This window comes from Limnobacter sp. (genome assembly GCF_036846585.1).
Lineage (GTDB): Bacteria > Pseudomonadota > Gammaproteobacteria > Burkholderiales > Burkholderiaceae_B > Limnobacter.
Genome location: NZ_DAIUBR010000029.1, coordinates 1 through 23,984 on the forward strand (window position 1 = coordinate 1; position 23,984 = coordinate 23,984).

Here is a 23,984-nt window from a genome sequence, read left to right on the forward strand (position 1 = left end):
GGTTGGGATCGGGAGGTGGCGGTGGCGGTGGTGGTGTTTGAATCGGGGTGTAGGAAAGTCCGTTGCTGTCCTCGCGATTGAACACAAATGACCGTTTCACGCAGCCCGATTCCACACCATTGCTTCCTGAACAATTCACGCTGGCCACGATCTCAAAAGTGGCGCGGTAGTTGTCGTCTGAAATTGCATGATCGCAGTTGTACGGCACAATGATGCCGCGAATGACAATGTCCTGGCGGTTGTCGTCTGGGGTGTCTGGGCTGGCCAGTTGCACTTGTGGACTCAGCGTTTCAGGCAGCGCTTCTGTCAGTGAGCATTCGCCAATGATCGTTGTATTGCCTCGGTGAGAATCAATCAACTGTTGAATGGCTTCGTCTTTGCCAAAGTTGTGGGTGTAGTGGCGAAGGCCGGCAAAAGCCAGTTGGCGTGCCTCTTCAATGTGTTGCTTGGAGTTAGACAAATACAGGTCCAAACTTGTAGTGGTGACGTTTTGCAGGCTGATAAGTCCGAACACAATCACCAAGACCACGCAAATAAATACGCCGAGTGCGCCGGTTTGAAATTTCGCTTGTAAGTTGGGCCACTTTCTCATGATCCAATCCTTACCCGCGTGGTGTTAAGCAAGTGAATAATCCTCGCCTCTTCGTACTGCCCTTCGGCCATGTTGTTGCCAATTTTGGCCTTGAACATGGCGATCCAGAACATGTTGGATTCCGGGCTGTTCTCGATCACCGAGTTGCAATTCACCTCGTAGTTCTTGGTCACTTGAGCAGGCGTGTTGGCTTGAAACCTGCAGAATTGAATGTTGGTGAACTCGAAGTCGTGTACGTTGTTTAAATCGAGCCAAGCCGGGTTGTTGTTGTTGCAGAATGTCCCATGGTCAAATTGCGCCATGTTGGCATCGGTTAACTCACGCTGCGCCAGTACACCATTGAACAGGCGAAAACCGGTCAAGTTGATCACATCGCGCCCGCCACGGCTGACCCTGCTGGGAATACTCAAGCAGAAGTTTTGGCTGTTGGGCTGGTAGCCGTTGCATTGGGTAGTCTGGTTTTTCAAGCTGCACAGTTGGATGCCCTTGGCTTCGACATCCGGGTTTTGATAACTGCCACCACGATTCAAGTGAACCGTGACAATTTCGCCAATTCGGTTGACTTGGTCCACCAGATTTTCCGTGTTTAAATTGTGTTGTGCGCGCATGCTGATACCCATCAGTTTGAGTGCCCCTGTAATGCTTACCGTTAGCAATGCCATGCCAACCAGCAGGCTGACCGAGGATGTGCCGCAACATCGCCTCATTTTCCTACTCATAGCTCACCACTCCATTACCAATTCCCAAGTAGGTGATCTCCGCACGCTTGTCTCGGTAATTCAGTGTCAGGCGTGTTTGGTTCTGTGTATCCAGTACGCCCGACACGGCGTTGAAATGAAGACTTACTGCACTAGCCAGGGTGATATTGTCGAGGGTTGCCGAGAACTCTCGGTTGTTTTGGTTGTTGGTTTGCGAGTACCACGCGGTGCAGCCTTTCATGAATGGATCATGTTCAACTGCCACTTGGACATTTACTGCGCCATTGCCGGGTCGAAGGCTCATCTTGACCGGGCATTCTGTGATTGCAGCCAAATTGCGAGCCTGATCGACATAGGTGTTAAGCCGGGAGACGACGACTTTAAGGGTTTGCTTGTTCAAAACGGAATTCATGCTGGGGATTACAGACACTGCCAACACGCCAACAACTGCCAAGCCAATCATTAATTCCATTAGCGTGAAACCCTGGTTCACCTTAACCATGAGGAACGCACCTGTCCGAGGTGTTTTGGTTGGTGGCGGATTTGGAGCCGAAGCGTTGAATGCCCATGTCGCTTTCGACCACCAATATTCTGCAATCTGTGGGCAAGCGCATTGGGTCGTTACTGTGCGTTTTCACTTGTGCACGGTAACCCCTGAAGTCTGCACTGGAGATGTTGACTTGGTACTTGCTGGCCGAGGGCATCACCAGGCGGTTGGCGTCTGGATTGCCACTGCTTGAAATGCTTTGTGCGTAGCGGCCATAGCGTTGCCTGTGCAATTGCTGGCTTAGCGCAAGTTCAACGCCAAATTCTCGCATGCTGCGAAAGTTCGACTTTTCCCAGGAAGATTCGTACCCTGCGAAGCTAAGGGTTGCGAGGATACCAACAATTGCAATTGCAATTGCAATTTCAATCAATGTAAATCCGAGACCCGCACGCATGGTCAAACACCAAAAGGATTTGTATGTGTTTGAGTATGCGGAAATATTTGGGTTTGATCATCCCCGAGGCAGGGTACTTACAAACGGTGGAAGTTTGCCTCGGGGTGATGGATTAGATGCGCTTGGCCAGTTCGGCGGCTTTGCCGATGTAGCTGGCCGGGGTCATGGCCAACAAACGGGTTTTTTCGTTCTCGGGCAAATCAAGTTGCTGGATAAACTGTTTCAAACCGGCTTGGGTGATGCCCTTGCCACGGGTTAGCTCTTTGAGCTGTTCATAGGGGTTGGGCAGGCCGTAGCGGCGCATCACGGTTTGCACCGGTTCGGCCAGCAATTCCCATGCATTGTCAATGTCGGCTGCAATGGCAGCTTCATTTACTTCCAGTTTGCCCAAGCCACGCAGGCAGCTTTCGTAAGCAAGAATTGCATAACCGATGCCAACGCCCAGGTTGCGCAGCACGGTGGAATCGGTCAAGTCCCGTTGCCAGCGGGAAACGGGTAGCTTTTCGGCCAAATGCTTCAGCACGGCGTTGGCCATGCCCAAATTGCCTTCTGCGTTCTCGAAGTCGATGGGGTTGACCTTGTGTGGCATGGTGGATGAACCCACTTCGCCGGCCTTCAGCTTTTGTTTGAAGTAACCCAGTGAAATGTAGCCCCAAATGTCGCGGCTTAAGTCGATCAAAATCGTGTTGGTGCGTGCAATCGCGTCCATCAGGGCGGCAATGCCGTCATGTGGTTCAATCTGAATTGTGTAGGGGTTGAAGGTCAGCCCCAGGCTTTCAATCAAATCGCGGCTTAGATTTTCCCAGTCAAATTCCGGGTAGGCCGACAAGTGGGCATTGAAGTTGCCCACGGCGCCATTCATTTTGGCTGGCAACTCGACTGCCTTGATGGCGGCAATGGCACGTTCCAGGCGGTGCACCACGTTGGCGAATTCTTTGCCCATGGTGCTGGGGCTGGCAGGTTGGCCATGTGTGCGGCACATCATCGGAAGGTCAGCAAACTGGTGGGCGTAATTGCGCAGGGTGGTGACCATGCGGTCCAGTGTCGGCAAAATAACCTGTTCACGCGTTGCTTTCAGCATGAGCGCGTGGCTCATGTTGTTGATGTCCTCAGAGGTACATGCAAAGTGAACAAATTCAGCCGATTTTTTCAGTTCTTCATCGGCCTGAAATTTTTCTTTAATAAAGTATTCAACAGCCTTCACATCGTGGTTGGTGGTGGCCTCGAACTCCTTGATGCGTTGTGCATCCGCTTCCGAGAAGTCGACTTTGATTGATTCCAGTTTCACCAGGGCTTGCGCCGAGAATGCAGGTAGTTCAGAAAACCCGGCATTGGCCAGCGCCTTGAGCCATTCAATTTCGACAATGACGCGGTGGTGCATGAAGCCGGCTTCAGACAACAGGGGGCGCAAATTGGCCACTTTGGACTGGTAACGGCCGTCAAGCGGGCTGATTGCGGTTAATGTACTTAAAGAGTCTGAAGAAATCATGCGGGCGGTAAAAATTGAGGTTTTTCAAAGCCTTGTATTGTAACCCGTCCCGCCCAAAACTGCTTGGACAGAGTGATGTCTGCGGTGGTATTTTGGAATACTGCTTGTTCAATTTGTAAAACTGTTAGACACTTTCCGATCGTAAAAAACAAGACGCAATCTCATCCAGGATTGTATTTAGGAGAACTGTGATGAAACTAGTGGGATCCCTGACTAGCCCCTTCGTGCGCAAAATACGCGTTCAGCTTCAAGAAAAAGAAATTCCGTACGAGTTTGTTCTGGAAAATGTGTGGGACCAAAACACTCGCATTGCCGACCACAACCCTTTGGGCAAGGTGCCTTGCCTGATTCTGGACGGTGGCCAAACCGTGTTTGATTCATTGGTTATTTCCGGCATGCTGGAATACATGATGCCAACGGTGCCACTGCTTCCCACCAACCCCAATAACCGCGCCCTGGTGCGCACCATGGAATCGCTGGGGCAGGGCATGTGCCAGGCCACGGTGGATATTCTGCTGGAAAAGAAATTCCACGATGGCGACAAGGTAAGCCAGCCCTGGATTGATCGCCAAACCCAGAAAATCCACAATGGTTTGGCCTGGGTGTCGCATCGCGTGAAAACCACCCCCGGTTTTTACTTGACCGAGCAATTCAGTCTGGCCGATGTGACCGTGGGCTGCGCGCTGTTTTATCTCGACTTCCGTATGCCTGAATTGAAATGGCGCGAACTGTACCCGGAATTGAATGAGTATTCCGAGCGCCTGGCTTGCCGGCCAAGTTTCGAGGACACCAAGCCGGAGTGATTCAGGATTGAAAGCAAAAAAAGCCCCGACTGGTTCGGGGTTTTTTTATGCCGCGTTTCATGCAATCACGCCGCCACCCAAACACACTTCGCCCTGATAAAGCACCGCGCTTTGCCCTGGGGTTACCGCAAACTGGCTTTCTTCGAAATTCAATTCAAAGCCTTGTTCGGTTTGCCTGAAATCGCATGCCGAGTCTTCTTGGCGGTAGCGGGCCTTGCAGCCCATGTGTATTTCTGTGGGGGCATGACCTGAGATGTAGTGTGCCTGCTCGGCCAACAATGTTTTTTGGTGCAGCCAGGGGTGGTCATGCCCCTGCACCACATACAGTGTGTTGTTTTTCAGGTCTTTGCGGGCGACAAACCAGGGTTCGCCGTTGCCTTCTTTCTGGCCGCCAATGCCTATGCCTTTGCGCTGGCCCAAGGTGTAAAAACTCAAGCCCACATGTTCGCCAATTTGCTGGCCTTCGTCGTTCAGAATGGGGCCGGGGGCTGTGGGCAGGTAGCGATTCAAAAATTCGCGGAAAGGGCGCTCACCAATGAAGCAAATGCCAGTGCTGTCTTTTTTTGTGGCGTTGGCCAAGCCCAGTTCAAGCGCAATTTTACGCACCTCGGTTTTCTGGATTTCGCCCAGTGGAAACAGCGTTTTGCCAAGCTGTGCCTGGTTCAGGCGGTGCAAAAAATACGATTGGTCTTTGCTGTGGTCGAGCGCTTTCAATAGTTGGAATTCGCCGTTTATTTCCCGCACGCGGGCGTAGTGGCCTGTGGCAATGTAGTCGGCACCCAGGCTGTAAGCATGGTCAAGAAAGGCTTTGAACTTGATCTCGCTGTTGCACAGAATGTCGGGGTTGGGGGTGCGGCCAGCGGAATATTCTTCGAGAAACACTGAGAACACACGGTCTTTGTATTCGCTTGCGAAGTTCACGGCTTCAATGTCAACGCCCACCACGTCGGCCACGCTGGCAGCATCCAGCCAATCCTGGCGGCTGGAGCAATATTCTGAATCGTCATCGTCTTCCCAGTTTTTCATGAAAAGACCAATCACGTTGTAACCCTGCTGCTTGAGCAGCCATGCCGACACCGAGGAATCCACCCCGCCCGACATGCCAATCACTACTGTTTTAGCCATAATGCTTACGATACGCCTGGCGGCAGCGGGCCTGCAAGCACGCTGGGGTGCGTGTACACATGTTCAAGCGGCATGATGGGCTGTTTGCCTGCTTTCCAGTTCAGGAAGTCTTCCACGCAACGCATTACCAGGGGGCTGCGGTGCTGGTCTTGGGTGGCGCGCAGTTCTTCAGCCGTCATCCACAGGGTGCGGATAATGCCGTCGTCCAAAGCGCGATCGGTGTGGTGCTTCACGACTTCAGCGGCGAAGGCAAAGCGCAGGTAGGTGACGTCTTCAAGTGTGCGGGAGCTGGTATAGCGGCTCATGTAGATGCCTAGCAAACCCACGGGGTTCACTTCCCAGGCTGACTCTTCCAGGGTTTCGCGGGCAGCGCCAAACTGAGGCGTTTCACCTGGATCCAGGTGGCCTGCGGGTTGGTTCAGCTTGATGCCATCGGTGGTGTGTTCTTCCACAATCAGGAACTTGCCCTGATGTTCAACAATGGCCGCTACGGTAACGCTGGGTTTCCAGACTTCTGACATGGCTTTCAATCGCACTACCTAAACAGGGTGCGCCGAGGTTTGGGAGTTAAAAAAACACGTTAGAATAGCAGGGTTAAGGTGCTTGTGCTCATTTTTTGAGCGCAGTTAAACGGGAAGCAGGTTCAAGCCTGCGCTGCCCCCGCAACGGTCAGCAAGTGCGGGTGAGTCATTTTGCCACTGGTAGTCACGCTTGAACAAAGCGACTGGGAAGGCGATTCATCAAAACTTGCAAGCCCGGATACCGGCCTTGACCGTTCAGCCTGTCCCATTCCGGCGAGCGACTGGTGCTGCGGGGATGCAGTGCGCAGGCGGCTAATTGCTTCTAATCGAACTTTTTTCCGTGACTTCTCCTGGCTTGTGGCCTAGGTTCTGTTGCGCGCATTGTTCTTTCGCCTGTTGTCTGTCTTCTCCGGTGAATTAATTGCTGCGCGGTGGGTGCGCTTTACTGGAGTTCAAGGTGTTTATTCATTTTAAAAAATTACCAATCGTTTGTTTGTTGGCAGCTTTGCCTGCACAGGCTCAGGAAGAACTCGCGTTCTACGCTTTGCCGCCGGTATTCGTGTCATCGACAAAAACGGCCGTACTGGAGAAGGACCAGCCCTTTTCAACCACGGTCATTACTGCAGAACAGATTCGTCAATCTGGTTACACCACGGTTCGTGATGTACTGTCCAAACTGGCGTTGGTGAATGTGCGCACACCATTGGACGGAAGCCGTAGCGCATCTGTTGATTTGCGTGGTTTCGGTGAAACTGCATCGGCCAACGTGGTGTTTGTGGTTGATGGGGTAAAACTGAATGACAACGAGGGTGTCACTCCCCGCTATGGCAGTATTCCGGTCAGCAGCATTGAAACCATTGAGGTGATTCGTGGTGGAAGTTCTGTCGCCTACGGCAGTGGTGCGAGTGGTGGCGTGATTCGCATCTCCACCAAAAAAGGACGAGGCCGTGAGGGTTTCGGAGGCGATGTATTCGCATCTTATGGTTCCTATGACACCAAAGAATTGGGCGCTACTGTGTACGGTGGGGCAAGTGGTTTCTCGTTGGTGTTCAATGGTTCTAAAGAATTCACGAATGGTTATCGCGATAACAGCGAGGCGAGCCGCGACTTGGGTAGTTTGACGCTGGACTGGCAGGGCGATGTGTACAGTGCGGGCGCCTCTTTTTCTGCGGAGGGATCCAAGTCCAGGTTTCCCGGTTCGCTGAATCGCGCCCAATTTGAGCAAAACCCGAAGCAAACGAACAGTCCGAATGATTTTGGCTCATTTGAGAGAAACACCTTCCGGTTCTACGGTGCCGCGGATCACGGAGATTGGGGCACAGGCGTGCGTGTAAGCCGCCGAACTCACGAAGCGCTTGGCTCGTTCGATTTTGGTGGGGGCTTTGTGTTCAATGCGCTTTCTGAATACGAGCAAGATCAGATCAGTCCTTATCTTACATTCACCTTGCCACAGGGCACTGGCGCACACGTTGTTCGTGTGGGCTACGACCTTGAAAAAGCCGCTTTGCGAGGCTTCGACGCCGGAACACTTGAATCGAATGCAGTTTTCATTGAAGACGACTGGACAGTGAATGAGGTGTTGCGCGTGAATGCGGGCAGTCGTTATGAGCGTTCTGAGCAGCAAAAAGCCAGTGGCCAAGCGCGGGATTACTCATTGGTGGCCCACCAATTGGGTGCGTCCTGGAAAGCTGCAGAGAACCTGACTGTGTTTTCAAAAGTGGCGCGTAGTTTCCGGATTCCCAATGCCAATGAAAATGGTTTTGCAGGTGTGGGCACCACACGCGTGCCGTTTTTGAACCCACAAATTGCAGACGAAGTGGAAGTGGGTTTGAAAACCGCATTGTGGACAGGAGAATTCAGCAGCACGCTGTTTGTGATGGATGTTGAAAATGAGTTGTTTTTCGACCCAACGATTGTTGATCCTGCTTTGTTTATTAACGGCTTGAACAGCAACCTTGATGAGTTGCGCAGAAAAGGCGTTGAGTTGAAGTGGAATGGAAGTTTGCGCAAAGACCTGAGAATGATTGCCGCGTATCAGTACCTGGATGCAAAGTTCCGATCTGGTTCACTTAGCGGCGGCAGAGTCCCTTTGGTGGCGGCACACAACTTGAAGGTTGCCACTGAATATGACTGGACCGCAAGTGTGTCCACTGAAGCGATTGTGAACATGCAATCGGATCAGTCGTCTACGGCAAATACTGATTTGCAGATTCCCGGCTTTGGCGTGCTTGACCTGAATTGGCGCTACAGGGCCGACAGCTACAGTGTTGTGTTCCAGGTTCAAAACGTTCTCGACAAGCAATACTACAGAACGCAGTTTGGCCCCAATGGCATCTATCCAGAATTTGGTCGGGCGTTCTTCGTTAATCTGAATGCAGAGTTCTAAGCTTCGATGGTCTTGATCCACATTTTTTCTTCACCATTCAAAATTGATGTTTTTTAGATCGCACTCAATGCGGGGAATGCAGGCACAATTCAAATTGTGACATGAATAATTGTCAGATGTTTGGTTGTGGTTATCCTTTAGATTGGGCGATACTACCGTGCTATAGTCCGCACCAGCAGTGTATTTGCAGTTCCTAAACATCAAATAAAAGCGCTTTCCCACAAGGAGAAGTTCCATGAAAATCGGAATCCCGGCCGAAACGCGGTCCGGAGAAACGCGTGTAGCCGCTACGCCTGAAACGGTGAAGAAGCTCATTTCTCAAAAACACGACGTATTTGTTCAAGCCGGCGCCGGCATTTCCAGTTCGATCACCGACAAAGCCTATGAAGAAGTGGGCGCAAAAATTGTTGATCGTGCAATGGATGTGATCGGCAACTGCGACATGATCCTGAAGGTGCGCGCACCTGCTGAAAACGAGCTGTCTGCCTACCGCGCAGGCCAGGTTGTTGTTGGCATGCTGAACCCCTTTGACAATGCTGCGCTTGAATCCATGAACAAGGCGGGCCTGACCGCCTTCGCACTGGAAGCCGCGCCACGCACCACGCGTGCGCAAAGTATGGATGTGCTGTCTTCACAGGCCAATATTGCGGGCTACAAAGCCGTGATGATTGCTGCCAATGTGTACCAGCGCTTCATGCCCATGTTGATGACCGCTGCGGGTACCGTAAAAGCGGCCCGCGTGCTTATTCTTGGTGTGGGTGTGGCTGGTTTGCAAGCCATTGCAACCGCCAAGCGTTTGGGCGCTGTGATTGAAGCATCCGATGTTCGCCCTGCCACGAAGGAACAGGTTGAGTCGCTGGGCGCGAAGTTTGTCGATGTGCCGTTTGAATCCGACGAAGAACGCGAAATTGCCCAAGGTGTGGGTGGCTATGCCCGCCCCATGCCGGAAAGCTGGATGAAGCGTCAGGCTGCTGCCGTACACGAAAAAGCGATCAAAAGCGACATTGTGATTACCACGGCATTGATTCCTGGCCGCAAGGCGCCAACGCTGTTGCACGAAGAAACCGTGCGCGCGATGAAGCCCGGTTCGGTGGTGATTGACCTGGCTGTGGAACAGGGCGGCAACTGCCCTTTCTCCCAGCTAAACGAGATTGTCGACGTAAATGGCGTAAAAATTGTGGGCTATGCAAACCTGGCTGCCATGGTGGCCGCAGATGCTTCCGCACTTTATGCGCGCAACGTGATCGATTTCCTGAAACTTGTTTTCGATGGTGAAGGCGCTTTCAAGATCGACATGGAAGACGACATTGTTGCTGCGTGCCTGATGTGCACCGGTGGCGAACTCAAACGCAAAAACGCTTAAGGAAGGAGCCAACATGGACGCAATCAGCCCCACCGTGGTCAACCTGATTATTTTTGTACTGGCCATCTACGTGGGTTACCACGTGGTCTGGAACGTAACGCCCGCGCTGCACACTCCCTTGATGGCGGTGACCAACGCAATTTCCGCAATCGTGATTGTGGGTGCCATGCTGGCAGCCGCGCTGACCGTCACGCCGCTGGGCAAATTCATGGGTGTGCTGGCCGTTGCGCTGGCCGCAGTGAATGTGTTTGGTGGCTTTTTGGTCACCCGCCGCATGCTTGAAATGTTCAAGAAAAAGAACAAGTAACCCAACAGCGATTTGGAGAACCTTATGCAAATTAGTTTCAATATGGTGACGCTGTTATATCTCGTGGCGTCAATCTGTTTTATTCAGGCCTTGAAGGGCCTTTCGCACCCGACAACATCCCGTTTGGGCAATACCTTTGGCATGGTGGGTATGGCGATTGCTATTGCCACCACAATTGCTTTGGTGTTCAAACTGGCTGAAATTGCCGGGCAGTCAGCGGTAACCGGCTTGGGCTGGGTGCTGGCTGGTTTGGTGGTCGGAGGTGGCTTGGGCACAGTGATGGCCAAGCGCGTTGAAATGACGAAAATGCCGGAACTGGTGGCCTTCATGCACAGCATGATTGGTTTGGCCGCTGTGGCCATTGCAGTTGCTGCAGTTGCTGAGCCTGATGCTTTTGGCATCACGGCAAAAGGCACGTTCGACATTCCACTGGGCAACAAAATTGAGTTGTTCATTGGTACCTTCGTGGGTGCAATTACCTTTTCGGGCTCAGTGATTGCGTTCGGCAAGTTAAGTGGCAAGTACAAGTTCCGCCTGTTCCAGGGCGCACCGGTGCGCTTCACGGGGCAGCATCAACTCAATGCCATTCTGGGTATTGTGATGATTGGCTGTGGCATCTGGTTTGCCATCACGCAAAGCTGGACACCGTTTGCCATCATGACAATTGCCGCGTTCATTCTGGGCGTTACGCTGATTATTCCAATCGGCGGTGCAGACATGCCCGTGGTGGTGTCGATGTTGAACAGCTATTCAGGCTGGGCAGCAGCAGGCATTGGTTTTTCGTTGAACAACAGCATGTTGATTGTGGCAGGTTCGCTGGTGGGTTCATCAGGCGCCATTCTCAGCTACATCATGTGCAAGGCCATGAACCGCTCGTTCTTCAACGTGATTCTGGGCGGTTTTGGTGGCGAGGCAGACACAGTCGCAGCAGGAGATGGCCAGCAGCGCACTGTGAAAAGTGGTTCGTCTGATGACGTGGCTTTCTTGCTGACCAATGCAGAAACTGTGGTGATTGTGCCCGGTTACGGTTTGGCAGTGGCCCGTGCGCAGCACGCCCTGAAAGAACTGAGCGAGAAGCTGACCCACATGGGCGTGACCGTGAAGTACGCGATTCATCCAGTGGCGGGCCGCATGCCTGGTCACATGAACGTGTTGCTGGCGGAGGCCGAGGTGCCTTATGACCAAGTGTTCGAAATGGAAGACATCAACAGCGAATTTGCGCAAACTGATGTGGTGTTGGTGCTGGGTGCAAACGACGTGGTGAACCCCGCGGCGAAAGACCCCAAGAGCCCAATCGCTGGCATGCCAATTCTGGAAGCCTACAAGGCCAAAACCATTATCGTGAACAAACGCTCGATGAACGCGGGTTATGCCGGCTTGGACAACGAGTTGTTCTACATGGACAAAACCATGATGGTGTTTGGCGATGCGAAGAAAGTGATTGAAGACATGGTGAAAGCGGTCGACTGACAAACGCCGGTTTTGTGGCTTGTCTGGAAAAGCCTCGTGAGCAATCGCGAGGCTTTTTTCATCCATCCTTTTTTCTGCAGACCCAGCCCTGAACGCAAGGAGAGCATCAAAACAGGCAGGCTTTCTTTCTTGAATGTCGCGGAAAGGGCACCACGGGCTCCATCTGTTCAATGGTTGCTTATGCGTTTCGCCCGCACGATTAAACCCCTGCCATTTCCCGAATCCGTTGCACCACCAATGCGGTGTGTTCCATCGGCAAAAAGTGTGTGGCATCTGCAATTACTTCAATGCGCGCTTTGGGCAGTCGCTTTTGAATTCGTGCGTGTGCGGTCGAGGGAAACGTAGAGCCCTTGCCCGCCGCAAGAATGTGAATAGGGCAACCGGGGTCGCGAATCCAGCTTGCTGCATTGGGTTCGGTGTGTTGGAAGGTCAGCGATTCCCAGCTTGGCGGACAAGCCAGCTCTACTTCTGTGTTTGAATTTGTGATGAAACCGTGCTGCACATAGGCATTCAACCATTCATCATTCCATGTACCGAAAGCCTTCTTGCTTCGGTAGTTTTCAAATGCTTCTTCATGCGACGCGAAACTTGCACGCCTGCGTGCTGCTGCGGTGGCCATGGCAATGCGGTCAGCAAAACCAAACCAGTTGGCCAGGCGCAAGGCCCAGCCCTGTTTGGGGTCAAGTAGCACAGGTTCAACCAAAATCAGGCCTTTTACCTTGTCTGGGCGCTGCGCTGCTGCGGCCAAACTGGTGGTGGCCCCAATGGAATGCCCGGCCAGCCACATGGGTTCACTGGCCTGATCCAGCACGGCAATCAAATCGTTGTAATAAGTGGTCCAGCCCCGGAATGTTTTTGGGTTGGCCGCTGAGCGGCTTTCTCCATGTCCGCGCATATCCCAAGTGTGCACATCGAAGTGGGGCAGTAGTTCACGCAACAAAGGGGTATACGTTCTGGCGTTGAAGCCAGTGGCGTGTGCCCAGTGCAGGTGGGGTTTTTCACAGCTTTGCGACCAGCGAATCATTTGAATGGCAATGCCGTCGGAGGTTACAACCGGGTAGCTTAGTTTGTTCATGAGGTTATCAAGCGCATCAATTAAAAGGTGACTTCTTGTTGTGGAAGGGTTAACCCGTTGTCCTCGTAATTTGGGGGATGGGTAATCCGAAGAATCAACCGAAAATCAATTTATTGAAATAATTTATTGAGTAAATTCAGAATGACTATCAAGCACGTCGCTAAACTTCTCGTCACTTGGTCATTGTATGTCTTTTCGGCTGCAACATCTTTGGCGTTTGCCCACCAAACCGATGCGCCTCAACCCACCAAGGAAGATCAACAATGGATTCTGCCCAAGCTTCCGGAAACCGCAGGGAATCCGTTGAGCGACGCCAGTGTGTCCTTGGGCAAAACCTTGTTTTTTGATCCGCGACTTTCCCGCAATGGGAATATGTCTTGCGCGTCTTGCCACAATCCATCGCTGGGTTGGTCCGATGGCCTGAAAACCGCTCGCGGCGATCACGGCAAATTATTGCCCCGTGCTACCCCGACTATTACCAATGTGGCTTACAACAAAATCTTGATGTGGGATGGCAGGCATCCCAGCCTGGAGTCGCAAGCCTTGGGTCCGATGGAGTCGAAAGACGAGATGAACACGGATTTCGATTCGGTTTTGGGGTTTTTGCGAAGCAATTCGGGCTATCTCGACATGTTTAAAAAAGCTTATCCCGACGAGGATATTAACAAGTTCACCATGGCCAAAGCCATTGCAAATTTCCAGCGTACGGTGGTGGTGAATGACACCCCGTTTGACCGATGGCTCGCTGGGGACAAAGGGGCTTTGTCCCGGTCGCAATGGCGAGGCTTTCAGTTGTTTAAGGGAAAAGCCATGTGTGTGACTTGCCATTCCGCCCCCAATTTTACCGACAGCGGGTTTCACAACATTGGTGTTTCACAGTTCGGCGGGTCAGCCGACGATGTGGGTCGGTACTTGATTCGTAAAGTGAAAGTTAACAAAGGTGCGTTCAAGACACCACCACTTCGGGATATAGCCAATACAGCGCCTTATTTCCGGGATGGTTCATCTGGCACTCTGATCGAAGTGGTTGATCACTATGCGCGGGGTGGTGATGACAAAACCAATTTGTCACCCAACATGTTTCCCATTGAGTTGAATGAACTTGAGAAACAGGATCTTGTTGAGTTTCTGTATGGTTTGTCTGCCGCCCCCCGGTCCTTTGATGTGCCTCGTCTGCCTTGAAGGCAGTTTGACAAACAGGAACTTACATAATCATGGGAATTTTTAAGCGACTTGTAGTGCAGGCGGGTTGCAATGCAGCGATTTTACTGACCATTTGTGCCGTGGCGGGGTGGCATGCCAATACCCTGATGAGAAGTCTGGATGCGGGTTATCAAGAAAGCAATGCCCAGCAATCTTTGGCAGCTACTACCAATTTGACCTTGGTTGAGGTTGAAAAGGCGCTCATCAAGGTGGTGTATTCCGGCAAGGCAGATGAAATTCGCGCTGCAGCAATTGACACGGTGCGCATTACTTCGCAGCTTGAGGAAATTTTTCAGAACTCGGTCGTTTTTTCCGATGGTGGTGACATTCTAACGAAGTTAATTGCGCAGCACGAGCGCTTGAAACCCTTGCGAATGCAAGTTGTAGTCAAGTCCCGGCAGGGGAAGGCAGATGAGGCTTTTGAAGGCTATCAACGTATCAAACCCGAAATTCAAGCCATGTCAGATCTGGCGAAACAATATGAAAAAACGGTTCAACAGACAAGCGTAATTCGGTCACGTGAGGTGCAGGATCAATTGATTGTGACGATGGTCATTGCTCTGGCAAGTCTGTTGCTTGTTCTGTTTGTGCAGTTTGCCGCTTCAGTGTGGCTGGCTCGTTCAATTGTCGGGCGATTGAAGCTGGTTCAACATTGGGTTTCCCGCTTGGCCAAAGGCGACCTGAGGCAACAAAAAATCAGTGGGCTGGGGCGCGACGAGCTTGCGGAAATGGGGCAGGGTCTCGAAATCGCCGTGACAACATTGGCCAACACAATTGATGCGGTAACGCGAGAATGCAAGCGCCTTGAGCAATCAATTCTGAATGTCTCTGAAGTTTCCGGCACGATCGAGGGCAATACTGACGAGTTGTTGCGCAATGCAAATACGCTTGATCAGATTTTTTGCCAACTGGGGCAAGCTTCAGCGGGTACCGCTGAATCGTTGAAAGACACAGCGGGGCAAGTGCATGAAAGCCTGGTACAGGTTCGCGCTTCTGAAGCATTGATTTGCGCGGTATCGGAACAGGCGTTAGGGCTGTCTCGCGAAATGCTTCGGTGTAGTGACCGGGCATCCGTTTTGCAAGAATCAATCAAGAAAGTTGCTGAGTTCAGTGATCAAATCGGCAAGGTTTCCTCACAAACAAATTTGTTGGCACTGAACGCGGCGATTGAAGCAGCGCGCGCAGGTGAGCAAGGCCGGGGTTTTGCTGTGGTTGCCGACGAGGTACGCCGTCTGGCTGAGACCAGTCACGAGGCCACCCAAAAGATCAATGAATTGATCGCCGAGATTGCACAAGGCATGTCGGGCACAATGGAATCGCTGGGTATTGCCCGGCAATCCATGGCGGGGTTTAACGACTCTGCCACCCAAGTCAGTCAGAACAGCAAGCAGATTCTTGTCAGTAATTCCGAAGTGGCCAGCCAGGTTGAAGAAACGGTTAGTCAAACAGTGATGTGGCTTCAGCAAGTTGAGTCGACCAAAAAAAGCATGCAATGTATGCAGTCGCTATTGAGCCAAACCGCTGATTTGAAAACCTCGTTGCAGGCCGTCAGCCTGAATACCACTGACACGCTCGGCGTATTGAAAGAGTCTGTGTCGGGTTACAGGCTCGGTTTGGCTTGAACTATATTTTGAATCGTTAAAGGAGAGTGAAAATGAGTCGAGGTGTTTTGGCTTGCGTCGCCTGTGTGTTGATGCATTTTACTGTAATGCCCGCATTTGCAGCCGAGCATGTTGTGGAGCAAAAAGATAAAAAATTCACGCTCAAGCAGTTGAGTGTGGCGGTGGGTGATTCGGTGTCTTTCAAAAATTCCGATGTGGTGAATCACAATGTGTTTTCGCTATCTGAGATCAAAAGTTTTGATCTGGGTTCTTATCCCAAAGGACAGGCTCGCGCGGTCACCTTTGACAAGGCGGGGGTTGTTGAAATCGAATGTGCAATCCATCCCGACATGCGGATGGAGGTAAAGGTGAAATGAAATCAATTTTCGTATGGTCTCATGTGATTGTGTTGGCGGTTTTGCCTTGCTTTGCAATGGCCGGTGGGGGCTTGGGATCACCGAAGGTGTTTCCGCCAAAGAGTACTATTGAGGCTGCATTGATTCGCGGTGAGAGCGTGTACAAACGCTATTGTGTTCTATGTCACGGTGTGGATGCGAATGGCCAGGGACGCGCTGCAAAGCAATACAACCCAAAGCCTGCGGACTTAACGCAAAGTCCTTTTCCTGCTGTGTACAAGGAAATGATTATTCGACAGGGCGGCGAAGCATTGGGTCGATCAAAGTTCATGCCCCCGTGGGAGCAGGAACTCACTGACGAGCAAATTTCAGATCTGGTGCAGTATTTGGGAACTTTGGTCAAACATTAATGCTGACCCAAGCGTTCAAGCCACATCGCATCACCGTAACTGAAGAACCTGTATTGTTGCGCAATTGCATGCTCATACGCGGCAAAAATTGTCGATTTGCCCGCAAATGCGGACACCAGCATCAGCAAGGTGCTTTTGGGCAAATGAAAATTTGTGATCAGGCGATCGACTACTTTGAATGAATAACCGGGTTTGATAAATATTTGAGTGTCGCCAGCGTGGCCCTGTTTTGCAAATTCGGCGGCCTTGGCCAAACCGCTTGGTGAATTCAGATCGCAACCAGTTTCCGTGGCCCAAGCTTCCAGCGCGCGAAGCGATGTGGTGCCCACTGCAACAATGTGCCCACCATTTTGTTTGGCTTTCAGCAGCGCGGCAACCACTTCTGCGGAAATGGTGTAGCGTTCGCTGTGCATCACGTGTTCATCTACATTGTCGGTTTTGACGGGCAGGAAAGTGCCGGCGCCCACGTGCAGCGTCAGGTTCAGAATATTCACGCCACTTGCTTGTACCCGTTGCAGCAATTGCTCTGTGAAATGCAAGCCCGCCGTGGGCGCTGCCACAGCACCTGGTTCGCGGGCGAATACGGTCTGGTAGCGTTCGTCGTCTTGCGCGCTGGCGCTGTGTTCAATGTAGGGGGGCAGGGGCAGGGCACCGTGCAAGTCAAGCAACTCGGGAAGGCTCAGGCTGCTTTGCAGAAGCTCAAGTTCATACATCATGTCGTGTTTGGCAAGCACCCGCGCGGTGGCTACGCCAGCCAGCACCACTTCACTGCCCGGTTTGGGGGACTTGCTGGCACGAATCATGGCGCTGAAGCGTTTGTCATCAAGTATGCGTTCAAGCATGACTTCGATTTTTCCACCACTGGCCTTGTGGCCTTGAAGGCGGGCTTTCAGCACCTTGGTGTCGTTGATCACCAGCACGTCATTGGGTTGCAACAAATTCAGTACATGCGCAAACTGATGGTCTTCAATTGGTGTGTTTTGGGCGCAAACAAGCAAGCGCGACTCGCCTCGGTGTTCCGGGGGATGCTGTGCAATTAGCTGTTCTGGAAGATTGAAATCGAATTCGGACAGTTTCATGGGTTTTGACATGGTGTCCTGGGGGCTGGTGCCGAGGGCGGGAATCGAACCCGCACGATATCTCTACCACTGGATTTTGAGTCCAGCGCGTCTACCAATTCCGCCACCTCGGCAAGCCCGCAATTATGGCAAAAAACAATATTGAACACAACACCCCATTGCGGAAATAAGTCTTTTTTTTGATTTTTCGTAAAAAGATGCCCCTCTCGTGGGATTCAAAGCCATGCAGAACGGGTGAATACTGGTGCTAATCAATTGAATTTTTGGCCCAACACGATGTCTTTCAAATGGAAATGGCTGCTGACCACCTTTGTGGCCCAACTGATGTTGGGCGGCATTTTCACGGGCATTCAATACACGCACATGGGCAATGTTGCTGAAACTGAGTTGCAGCGCACGCGAGATAGTTTTCAGGCCGAATTGACGCAAGCACATCGACCTGGCAGCACCTACTCCATGGATGTGGTGTCTTCCATGGTGCGGGATTTTTACACCCGCTACAAACCCACAGCGGTTTGGATTGATTCTGAGGACGGCGTTTTGTATACATTGGGAGAGGTGCCGAAATCGACCGATCAAGTGCCCCCCCCTTTGTTGTCAACTATTTCACTGCCCACGCCCAGCCATCAACTGATTATCTTGTTTGATCCTCATGATGTATACCGTAGCCGTAACGACATGGTGTTTTATCTGACTGGTGTATTTTTGCTAAGTGCAATTGCCTGTTCAATGATTTTGTTTGGCCTGAGCAATACCTTGTCAGCACGGCTGGAGGATTTGCGCAGCAAGGCCATGGAGCTGCAGTCTGGCAAAATCCACTCGCGCATTGAAGTGAAGGGGCGCGATGAAATTTCCTGTTTGGGGGCCGCTTTCAACAGCATGGCGCAGGCCATTGAGCAGCAAATGAAAGTGATGGAGGAGAACCACGCAAATTCGGTGTCCGAGAAGAACAGGCTTGATGTGCTGCTGTCTTCCCTGGGAAGTGGCGTGGCCTATCTTGATGAAAATTTCAAGGTGCTGTACCTGAACCGCGCTTTGGCCAAAATGTTGAAGTTGAGTGTTCAACCGGCCAAGCCCGTGCGTCTGGAGCAAGTGCTGTTGATGGCAGGGGTGGTGAAAGAGCAGCGCATGCTGTTAAAAGACATGGTGACCGATTACTTTGGCAACCATGAAATGCCCATTGAACTGAATTTCAATGATGGCCGTGTGTTGCAATTCCGTTTTGCGGTGTACAACGATAAGTCGCAGGGGGCGCATGCTGTGTTGATAGTGGAGGACGTCAGCATTCGCAAAAACGTAGAGGATTTGCGCAATGAAGTCGAGCGTGATCCCCTGACCGGCGTATTAAATCGCCGCGGGTTTGACCTTACCTTGCAGGCACGGCTTTCGCGCCTGCTGCCTGGCGAAACTTTGGGCATGATGTTCCTTGACCTTGACGGCTTTAAGGCGGTGAATGACACCTTGGGACACAAAGCGGGCGACCAGATCCTGAAAACCAGCGCAACCTTGTTGAAAGGTGCCACCCGGAATGTGGATCACGTGGCGCGTTTGGGCGGCGATGAGTTTGCCATCATTGTGGCCCGCTGCAATATACAACTGCTCAAGAATATTTCAGAGCGAATTATCGAGTCTTTTGCCTGCGATAAGTTGCTGGTGCGTATTCGCCAGAACCATGGCTTGACCGTGTCGTGCAGTATCGGTGCGGCCATGCACCCTTTGCATGGAACGTCCATTCAAGAGTTGCTTGAAATCAGCGACGAGCAAATGTATCAGGCGAAAAAGTCTGGTAAAAACTGCTACCGAATCGCCGGGGTGACAGAGCCGCAAGGGAAGTCCGTGTCTGTCTGATTCATCGTGCGCATTTTTCTTGTCCTGTTTCATGGTTAGCCCCAGTGTCGAAGCCTGCCATTAGGCGGTAGCCTTCTAGCAACTAAACTGGAGGCACTGCTCATGAATATTGTTTGGCTGGAAAGCGAAACCGTACGTACACCCCTGCCGCGCCCGGAATGTACACACACCTGGACGGAATACCCGTTCACAACGGCAGACACCTTGAAAGAGCGAATCAAAGACGCCGAGATTTTGATTATCAACAAGGTGAAAATTGGCCCGGCAGAACTGGATGCTGCGCCCAAGCTGAAAATGATTCAACTGGTGGCCACGGGCACCGACAACGTGGACAAGGCAACTTGCGCAGAACGTGGGGTCAAGGTGAGCAATGTGGTGAACTACGGCCCAGAATCGGTGGCAGAGCACGCCATGGCTTGCATTTTGCAGTTGACCCGCCGTGTGCCCGAGTGGGAAGCGTTGGTGCACGATGGAAGCTGGAGCGCCTCGCGCTTTTTCTGCCTGCACACATTGCCCATGCGTGGCCTGCACACCCAAACATTGGGCGTGCTGGGCAGTGGCGCCATCGGTGGAAAATTGATTGAATTCGCCAAAGCCTTTGGTATGACTATTCTGCACATTGAGCGCCAGGGTGTGGACAAACCCCGTGAGGGTTATGTGACGTTTGAACACGGCTTGGCCCACAGCGATGTGCTTAGCCTGCACTGCCCGTTGAACGACCAAACCCGCGGGCTGATTGGTCCTCAAACGCTGCCGAAAATGAAAAAGGGCGCTATTTTGATCAACACCGCACGCGGCGGGTTAGTACAGTTTGAGGCGCTGAAGCAGGCGATTGAAAGCGGGCACTTGGGTGGCGCCGCGCTGGATGTTCTGGAGGTAGAGCCCCCCCCCCGCGATCACCTGATGGTTCAGTGGCAACACCCACGCTGTATCATCACGCCCCACGTGGCTTGGGGCACTGAAAGCTCGCAGGCCAACGCAGGCCGTATCGCCATCAAGCATGTGGACGAATTCATCGCTGAAAATATCTGAAGACAGGTCAAGCCCTGTTGTATGAAAAGTACATTTGCTGCACCCAGCCGGTGCAGCAGGTAAATTTAAAGCAATTGCACAAATAATAAGCATCAAAAAGGCTTAGAATGCGTGCATGACACAAACTGAACCGAATACCATCAGCGCTGCTGAAGAAGCCGCACTCGCGAATGTAACCTTTGCAGACTTCGCGCTGCACCCCGACATCCAGAAAGCCATCGATGCCCAGGGGTACACCCAGCCTACACCCATTCAAGCCAAAGCCATTCCTGTCGTGTTGACTGGCGTGGACGTGATGGGTGCAGCCCAAACCGGCACTGGCAAAACCGCCGGCTTTTCGCTGCCCATTTTGAACCGCCTGATGCCGCTGGCCACGGAAAACACTTCGCCAGCCCGCCACCCGGTTCGTGCACTTATTTTGACACCCACCCGTGAGTTGGCCGACCAGGTTGCTGCCAATGTACACACCTACGCCAAGTTCACGCCGTTGCGTTCCACCGTGGTGTATGGCGGTGTTGATATCAATCCCCAAATTCAGGCCTTGCGCCGTGGCGTAGAACTGGTGATTGCCACGCCGGGCCGCCTGCTGGACCACGTTCAGCAGAAAAGCATTAATTTGGGTCAAGTGCAGGTGTTGGTGCTGGATGAAGCCGACCGCATGCTGGACATGGGCTTTCTGCCCGACCTTCAACGAATTATTAATTTGCTGCCCAAAACGCGCCAGAACCTGTTGTTTTCGGCTACTTTCTCGCCTGAAATCCAGAAGCTGGCCCGAAGCTTTATGGTGGCCCCCACTTTGATTGAAGTGGCGCGTCGCAATGCGACTTCCGAGAACATCAAACAGGTTATTTTTGCGCTCGACAGCGAAGAAGACAAACGCATGGCCGTTTGTCACTTGATCCAAAGCAAGGCATTAAGCCAGGTCATCGTTTTTTCCAATACCAAGCTGGGTACGGCCCGTTTGGCGATTTATCTTGAGAAGCAGGGTGTATCCAGCACCGCCATTCACGGCGACAAAACGCAAGCGGAACGCACGAAGTCGCTTGAGGCTTTCAAGGCCGGTGAAGTGACTGTGCTGGTGGCCACCGACGTGGCAGCCCGTGGTCTGGACATTGCCGATTTGCCGTGCGTGATCAACTACGATTTGCCTACCACGCCTGAAGACTACGTGCACCGCATTGGCCGCACGGGCCGGGCTGGGGCCAAGGGAACAGCTTATTCATTTGTGGTGAAGCGTGATGAGCGCTATTTGAAAGACATTGAAAAGCTGGTGGACAAGGCCTTTGTTCGCGAAGAACTGGAAGGGTTTGTGCCGGGTGCCCGCGCGCCGCGTGAAGAACGTGTTGGCCGAGAGGGTAGAAGCGGCGGTTCACGTTCGGACAGCCGTGGTGAAGGACGCACTGAGGGGCGCAGTGATTCCCGTACTTATGAGGGGCGCTCAGACCGTCGCCCCGCCCGCACAGGCGATGACGCTGCACCACCTGCACGTGAACGCCGCCCATCGCGTGACATGTCTTACCAAGGTGCGCGTTTCAACGACAATGCCCCCATTCATCGTGATGCCGAATACGAACGTCTGCGTGCCAAGCTGGCTCAAACACGCGTGAAAGATTCGCTGTTTAACCAGCCCTATCAGGAATCGAAAGAAGACAAGGCTGCTGCCGAGGCCGCGGCTTCGGGTCAGGCAACTGGGGGCAATAACAAACCCAAGAGCAAGAATGCTGCACCAGTGGCGTTTTTGTTGGGCGGCAGTCCACGTAACTGAGCACGATAAACTACCGCGCGGCTTGCGCTGCCCGGTAGTTGGCCCAAACGGGGGCCGCCAATTCAAGCCACTGCGAAGCAGCAGTGGCTTTTATTTTGTCCAAACCAAAATGCCGCCACACGGTGTCCAAATTCAGTACAGGGTCGTGTTCAGGCACGGCCAATGCCCCGGTTTGCTTGGAAAGCTTTTGCCCATCTGCGGCCAGTATCACCGGCAGGTGCCAATAGGCTGGGGGCGGCACCACAGCTTGCGGATCAAGCCCGCCTTGCAATGCCTTCCACACGGCAATTTGCCGCGCGGTGGTGTCGGTTAAATCTTCACCGCGCACGATGTGGGTTACTTTGCTGGCCAAGTCGTCGACCACCACCACCAAATGGTAGGCCCAAAAGCCATCGCCGCGCTTCAGCACGAAGTCGCCGCTGCTGACATTCAAATCATCTTTGAGAGCGCCCAGCCTGTGGTCGCGCCATTCAATGGGTTCAACCGGGCAGCGAAAACGAATGGCCCGTGCCTCGCGGCCTTCAGGCATGCCATTTCTGCAGGTGCCGGGGTAAATGCGGTTTTCACCGGGGGCCCGGTGTGCATTGATCTGGTCAATCTCTTTGCGGGTGCAGGCGCAGGGGTAGATCAGGTTTTTGTCTTGCAATTGTGTAAGCGTGGCTTGATACACAGTATGTCGTTGCGATTGCACCCACACCTCGCCTTGCCACTGCAAGCCATGGCGTTTCAAAGTGTGCAGAATGTGTTCAGCCGAGGCTGAGTCACTGCGCCCCTCGTCGATGTCTTCAATGCGCAAAAGCCATTGCCCTCGGTGCACTTTGGCATCCAGAAAACTGCCCAGCGCAGTGGCCAGCGAACCCAGATGTAGCGGGCCGGTGGGCGAAGGGGCAAAGCGGCCAATGTAAGGGGCTTGTACTTGCATGCTGAGTAATGTCTATTGTGGCGGTTGAAAGTTCAACTGCACCGTGGCCAGGTGTCGGGTCCACCAGTCCAGTGCCTTGCCTTGGCTGCCGCGCTGCCAGGCAAAACACAGGCTGCCGTGGCGGGTGGCGTCTTCAGTGTTCTTCACAATTAACTCGCCGTTGGCCACTTCCTGTTCAATCAGGTTCCAGGGCAACCACCCACAACCCAAACCAGCCAGTTGTGCCTTCACTTTGGCTTGCAGGTTGGGCACAGTTAACACCGCTTGCCCACTTTGCAGGCCAAGGGTCTGCGGTTTGAAGTTGCGGGACGTGTCGCCAACCGCCACAGCCCGGTAATGGCGAATGGTGTCGATGCATACAGGTTCCTCTGCATCTGCCAGCGGGTGGTTTGGTGCCACTGCGAATACAAACAGTGATTGACCAAAACTTTGAATATGAAGGCCTGTGGCGCTGGCAAACTGGTTTTGGTCCAGGCGGCTGCCAATCAACAGGTCGGCACGGCCGGAATACAAAGCTTCCCAGGTGCCCGACAACACCTCGCTGGAAAAACGCAAGCGGGTGGGGCTTTCCAATGCGTCGAAGGCTTCAATCCAGGGAATGGTTTGCTCAAACGGCACCACGGAATCGAGCACGATGCGCAGTTCGGCTTCCCAGCCGCTGGCCACGGCTTTCACACGCTTGGTCAGTGCTTCGGTGTTTTCCAGCAATTTGCGGCCTTCCTCCAGCAAGGCTTTGCCTGCGGGTGTTAGTTTGGCTTTGTGGCCTGAACGGTCGTAGATCAGCACATCCAGGCTTTCTTCAAGTTGCCGCAATTGGTAGGTGATGGCCGAGGGTGCCTTGTTCAAGGCCACGGCGGCGGCCGCAAAACTGCCCCGCGCTTCAATCAATTCAAGCAGGGCAAGGCTGTCCAGGTTGATGGTCATGGATTCAGTTTTTTTGAATGAGTTCATCAAATTCTACGCCTTGTTTGGGCTGGCCGCACCACCTACACTGGATT

Annotated in this window: 23 protein-coding genes, 1 tRNA gene and 1 riboswitch; of the genes, 12 read left to right on the forward strand and 12 right to left on the reverse strand. The window is 52.7% G+C overall.

Annotation, left to right across the window (positions count from 1 at the left end):
* The 5 genes from V7028_RS12240 to purB form a co-directional block, all read right to left on the reverse strand.
* On the reverse strand, positions 1-592 hold a 592-nt coding region (locus V7028_RS12240), incomplete at its 3' end, for a hypothetical protein (protein WP_334120368.1).
* Positions 589-1,311: a hypothetical protein gene (locus V7028_RS12245; protein ID WP_334120369.1), complete on the reverse strand. Its 723-nt coding sequence runs from the start codon at positions 1,309-1,311 to the stop codon at positions 589-591. The genes V7028_RS12245 and V7028_RS12240, both read right to left, overlap by 4 nt.
* Positions 1,304-1,792, reverse strand: a complete 489-nt coding sequence (locus V7028_RS12250) for a prepilin-type N-terminal cleavage/methylation domain-containing protein (RefSeq protein WP_334120370.1) — start codon at positions 1,790-1,792, stop codon at positions 1,304-1,306. The genes V7028_RS12245 and V7028_RS12250 overlap by 8 nt, the downstream gene beginning before the upstream one ends.
* A complete protein-coding gene (locus V7028_RS12255; protein ID WP_334120371.1) occupies positions 1,785-2,231 on the reverse strand; it encodes a prepilin-type N-terminal cleavage/methylation domain-containing protein in 447 nt (148 codons plus the stop codon). Before V7028_RS12255 ends, V7028_RS12250 begins: the two co-directional genes overlap by 8 nt.
* A 112-nt stretch (positions 2,232-2,343) precedes the next feature.
* Positions 2,344-3,720 carry an adenylosuccinate lyase gene (gene purB, locus V7028_RS12260; protein ID WP_334120372.1) on the reverse strand — a complete coding sequence of 459 codons (1,377 nt, stop codon included), beginning with the start codon at positions 3,718-3,720 and terminating at the stop codon, positions 2,344-2,346.
* 191 nt (positions 3,721-3,911) lie between these two features.
* Here purB and V7028_RS12265 point away from each other — a divergent pair, with 191 nt between their 5' ends.
* Positions 3,912-4,523, forward strand: coding sequence for a glutathione S-transferase C-terminal domain-containing protein (locus V7028_RS12265; RefSeq protein ID WP_334120373.1), 612 nt, complete (start codon positions 3,912-3,914; stop codon positions 4,521-4,523).
* A gap of 57 nt (positions 4,524-4,580) precedes the next feature.
* Here the strand turns inward: V7028_RS12265 and mnmA are convergent, their stop codons facing one another.
* Together mnmA and V7028_RS12275 are read right to left on the reverse strand one after the other, a co-directional pair.
* The gene (gene mnmA, locus V7028_RS12270; RefSeq protein WP_442918739.1) at positions 4,581-5,648 is read right to left on the reverse strand and encodes a tRNA 2-thiouridine(34) synthase MnmA; all 1,068 of its coding nucleotides are present in this window, start codon (positions 5,646-5,648) and stop codon (positions 4,581-4,583) included.
* A gap of 5 nt (positions 5,649-5,653) precedes the next feature.
* On the reverse strand, positions 5,654-6,169 hold the full coding sequence (locus tag V7028_RS12275; RefSeq protein ID WP_334120374.1) for an NUDIX hydrolase: 516 nt from the start codon (positions 6,167-6,169) through the stop codon (positions 5,654-5,656).
* Positions 6,170-6,228: 59 nt separating this feature from the next.
* A riboswitch (cobalamin riboswitch) is annotated at positions 6,229-6,433 on the forward strand.
* A 232-nt stretch (positions 6,434-6,665) separates the two neighbouring features.
* Here V7028_RS12275 and V7028_RS12280 point away from each other — a divergent pair.
* The 4 genes from V7028_RS12280 (at position 6,666) to V7028_RS12295 (ending at position 11,695) form a co-directional block, all read left to right on the forward strand.
* Complete coding sequence (locus V7028_RS12280; protein WP_334120375.1) at positions 6,666-8,555, forward strand: TonB-dependent receptor; 1,890 nt, start codon at positions 6,666-6,668, stop codon at positions 8,553-8,555.
* A gap of 235 nt (positions 8,556-8,790) precedes the next feature.
* Positions 8,791-9,918 (forward strand): Re/Si-specific NAD(P)(+) transhydrogenase subunit alpha, encoded by a 1,128-nt coding sequence (locus V7028_RS12285; protein WP_334120376.1) that lies wholly within the window; start codon positions 8,791-8,793, stop codon positions 9,916-9,918.
* Positions 9,919-9,931: 13 nt separating this feature from the next.
* The gene (locus V7028_RS12290; RefSeq protein WP_008249635.1) at positions 9,932-10,225 is read left to right on the forward strand and encodes an NAD(P) transhydrogenase subunit alpha; all 294 of its coding nucleotides are present in this window, start codon (positions 9,932-9,934) and stop codon (positions 10,223-10,225) included.
* 24 nt (positions 10,226-10,249) lie between these two features.
* A complete protein-coding gene (locus V7028_RS12295) occupies positions 10,250-11,695 on the forward strand; it encodes an NAD(P)(+) transhydrogenase (Re/Si-specific) subunit beta (RefSeq protein ID WP_334120377.1) in 1,446 nt (481 codons plus the stop codon).
* A 199-nt stretch (positions 11,696-11,894) separates the two neighbouring features.
* On the opposite strand, the gene V7028_RS12300 is transcribed toward V7028_RS12295, so the two are convergent.
* A complete protein-coding gene (locus V7028_RS12300) occupies positions 11,895-12,770 on the reverse strand; it encodes an alpha/beta fold hydrolase (RefSeq protein WP_334120378.1) in 876 nt (291 codons plus the stop codon).
* A 210-nt stretch (positions 12,771-12,980) separates the two neighbouring features.
* Between V7028_RS12300 and V7028_RS12305 the strand changes: the two genes are divergently transcribed.
* The 4 genes from V7028_RS12305 to V7028_RS12320 are packed head-to-tail and all read left to right on the forward strand — an operon-like array spanning position 12,981 to position 16,340.
* Positions 12,981-13,952, forward strand: coding sequence for a cytochrome-c peroxidase (locus tag V7028_RS12305; protein WP_334120379.1), 972 nt, complete (start codon positions 12,981-12,983; stop codon positions 13,950-13,952).
* A 32-nt stretch (positions 13,953-13,984) separates the two neighbouring features.
* A complete protein-coding gene (locus tag V7028_RS12310) occupies positions 13,985-15,595 on the forward strand; it encodes a methyl-accepting chemotaxis protein (protein WP_334120380.1) in 1,611 nt (536 codons plus the stop codon).
* A 32-nt stretch (positions 15,596-15,627) separates the two neighbouring features.
* Complete coding sequence (locus V7028_RS12315) at positions 15,628-15,951, forward strand: plastocyanin/azurin family copper-binding protein (RefSeq protein ID WP_334120381.1); 324 nt, start codon at positions 15,628-15,630, stop codon at positions 15,949-15,951.
* The gene (locus tag V7028_RS12320) at positions 15,948-16,340 is read left to right on the forward strand and encodes a c-type cytochrome (protein WP_334120382.1); all 393 of its coding nucleotides are present in this window, start codon (positions 15,948-15,950) and stop codon (positions 16,338-16,340) included. The genes V7028_RS12315 and V7028_RS12320 overlap by 4 nt, the downstream gene beginning before the upstream one ends.
* Here V7028_RS12320 and queA read toward each other — a convergent pair.
* Together queA and V7028_RS12330 are read right to left on the reverse strand one after the other, a co-directional pair.
* Positions 16,337-17,431 carry a tRNA preQ1(34) S-adenosylmethionine ribosyltransferase-isomerase QueA gene (gene queA, locus V7028_RS12325; RefSeq protein ID WP_334120383.1) on the reverse strand — a complete coding sequence of 365 codons (1,095 nt, stop codon included), beginning with the start codon at positions 17,429-17,431 and terminating at the stop codon, positions 16,337-16,339. The genes V7028_RS12320 and queA overlap by 4 nt on opposite strands.
* Positions 17,432-17,445: 14 nt before the next feature.
* Positions 17,446-17,532: transfer RNA gene (locus tag V7028_RS12330), tRNA-Leu, on the reverse strand.
* Positions 17,533-17,695: 163 nt separating this feature from the next.
* Here V7028_RS12330 and V7028_RS12335 point away from each other — a divergent pair.
* The 3 genes from V7028_RS12335 to V7028_RS12345 all read left to right on the forward strand — a co-directional run bounded on the left by V7028_RS12335 (position 17,696) and on the right by V7028_RS12345 (position 22,064).
* Positions 17,696-19,267: a diguanylate cyclase domain-containing protein gene (locus V7028_RS12335; RefSeq protein ID WP_334120384.1), complete on the forward strand. Its 1,572-nt coding sequence runs from the start codon at positions 17,696-17,698 to the stop codon at positions 19,265-19,267.
* A 102-nt stretch (positions 19,268-19,369) separates the two neighbouring features.
* Entirely contained in the window at positions 19,370-20,299 is a 930-nt protein-coding gene (locus V7028_RS12340) for an NAD(P)-dependent oxidoreductase (protein ID WP_334120385.1), read from the forward strand.
* A gap of 115 nt (positions 20,300-20,414) precedes the next feature.
* Positions 20,415-22,064 (forward strand): DEAD/DEAH box helicase, encoded by a 1,650-nt coding sequence (locus V7028_RS12345; protein WP_334120386.1) that lies wholly within the window; start codon positions 20,415-20,417, stop codon positions 22,062-22,064.
* A gap of 10 nt (positions 22,065-22,074) precedes the next feature.
* On the opposite strand, the gene gluQRS is transcribed toward V7028_RS12345, so the two are convergent.
* Together gluQRS and V7028_RS12355 are read right to left on the reverse strand one after the other, a co-directional pair.
* The gene (gene gluQRS / locus V7028_RS12350) at positions 22,075-22,986 is read right to left on the reverse strand and encodes a tRNA glutamyl-Q(34) synthetase GluQRS (protein WP_334120387.1); all 912 of its coding nucleotides are present in this window, start codon (positions 22,984-22,986) and stop codon (positions 22,075-22,077) included.
* 12 nt (positions 22,987-22,998) lie between these two features.
* The gene (locus V7028_RS12355; protein WP_334120394.1) at positions 22,999-23,910 is read right to left on the reverse strand and encodes a LysR substrate-binding domain-containing protein; all 912 of its coding nucleotides are present in this window, start codon (positions 23,908-23,910) and stop codon (positions 22,999-23,001) included.
* Between the last annotated feature and the right edge of the window lie 74 nt (positions 23,911-23,984).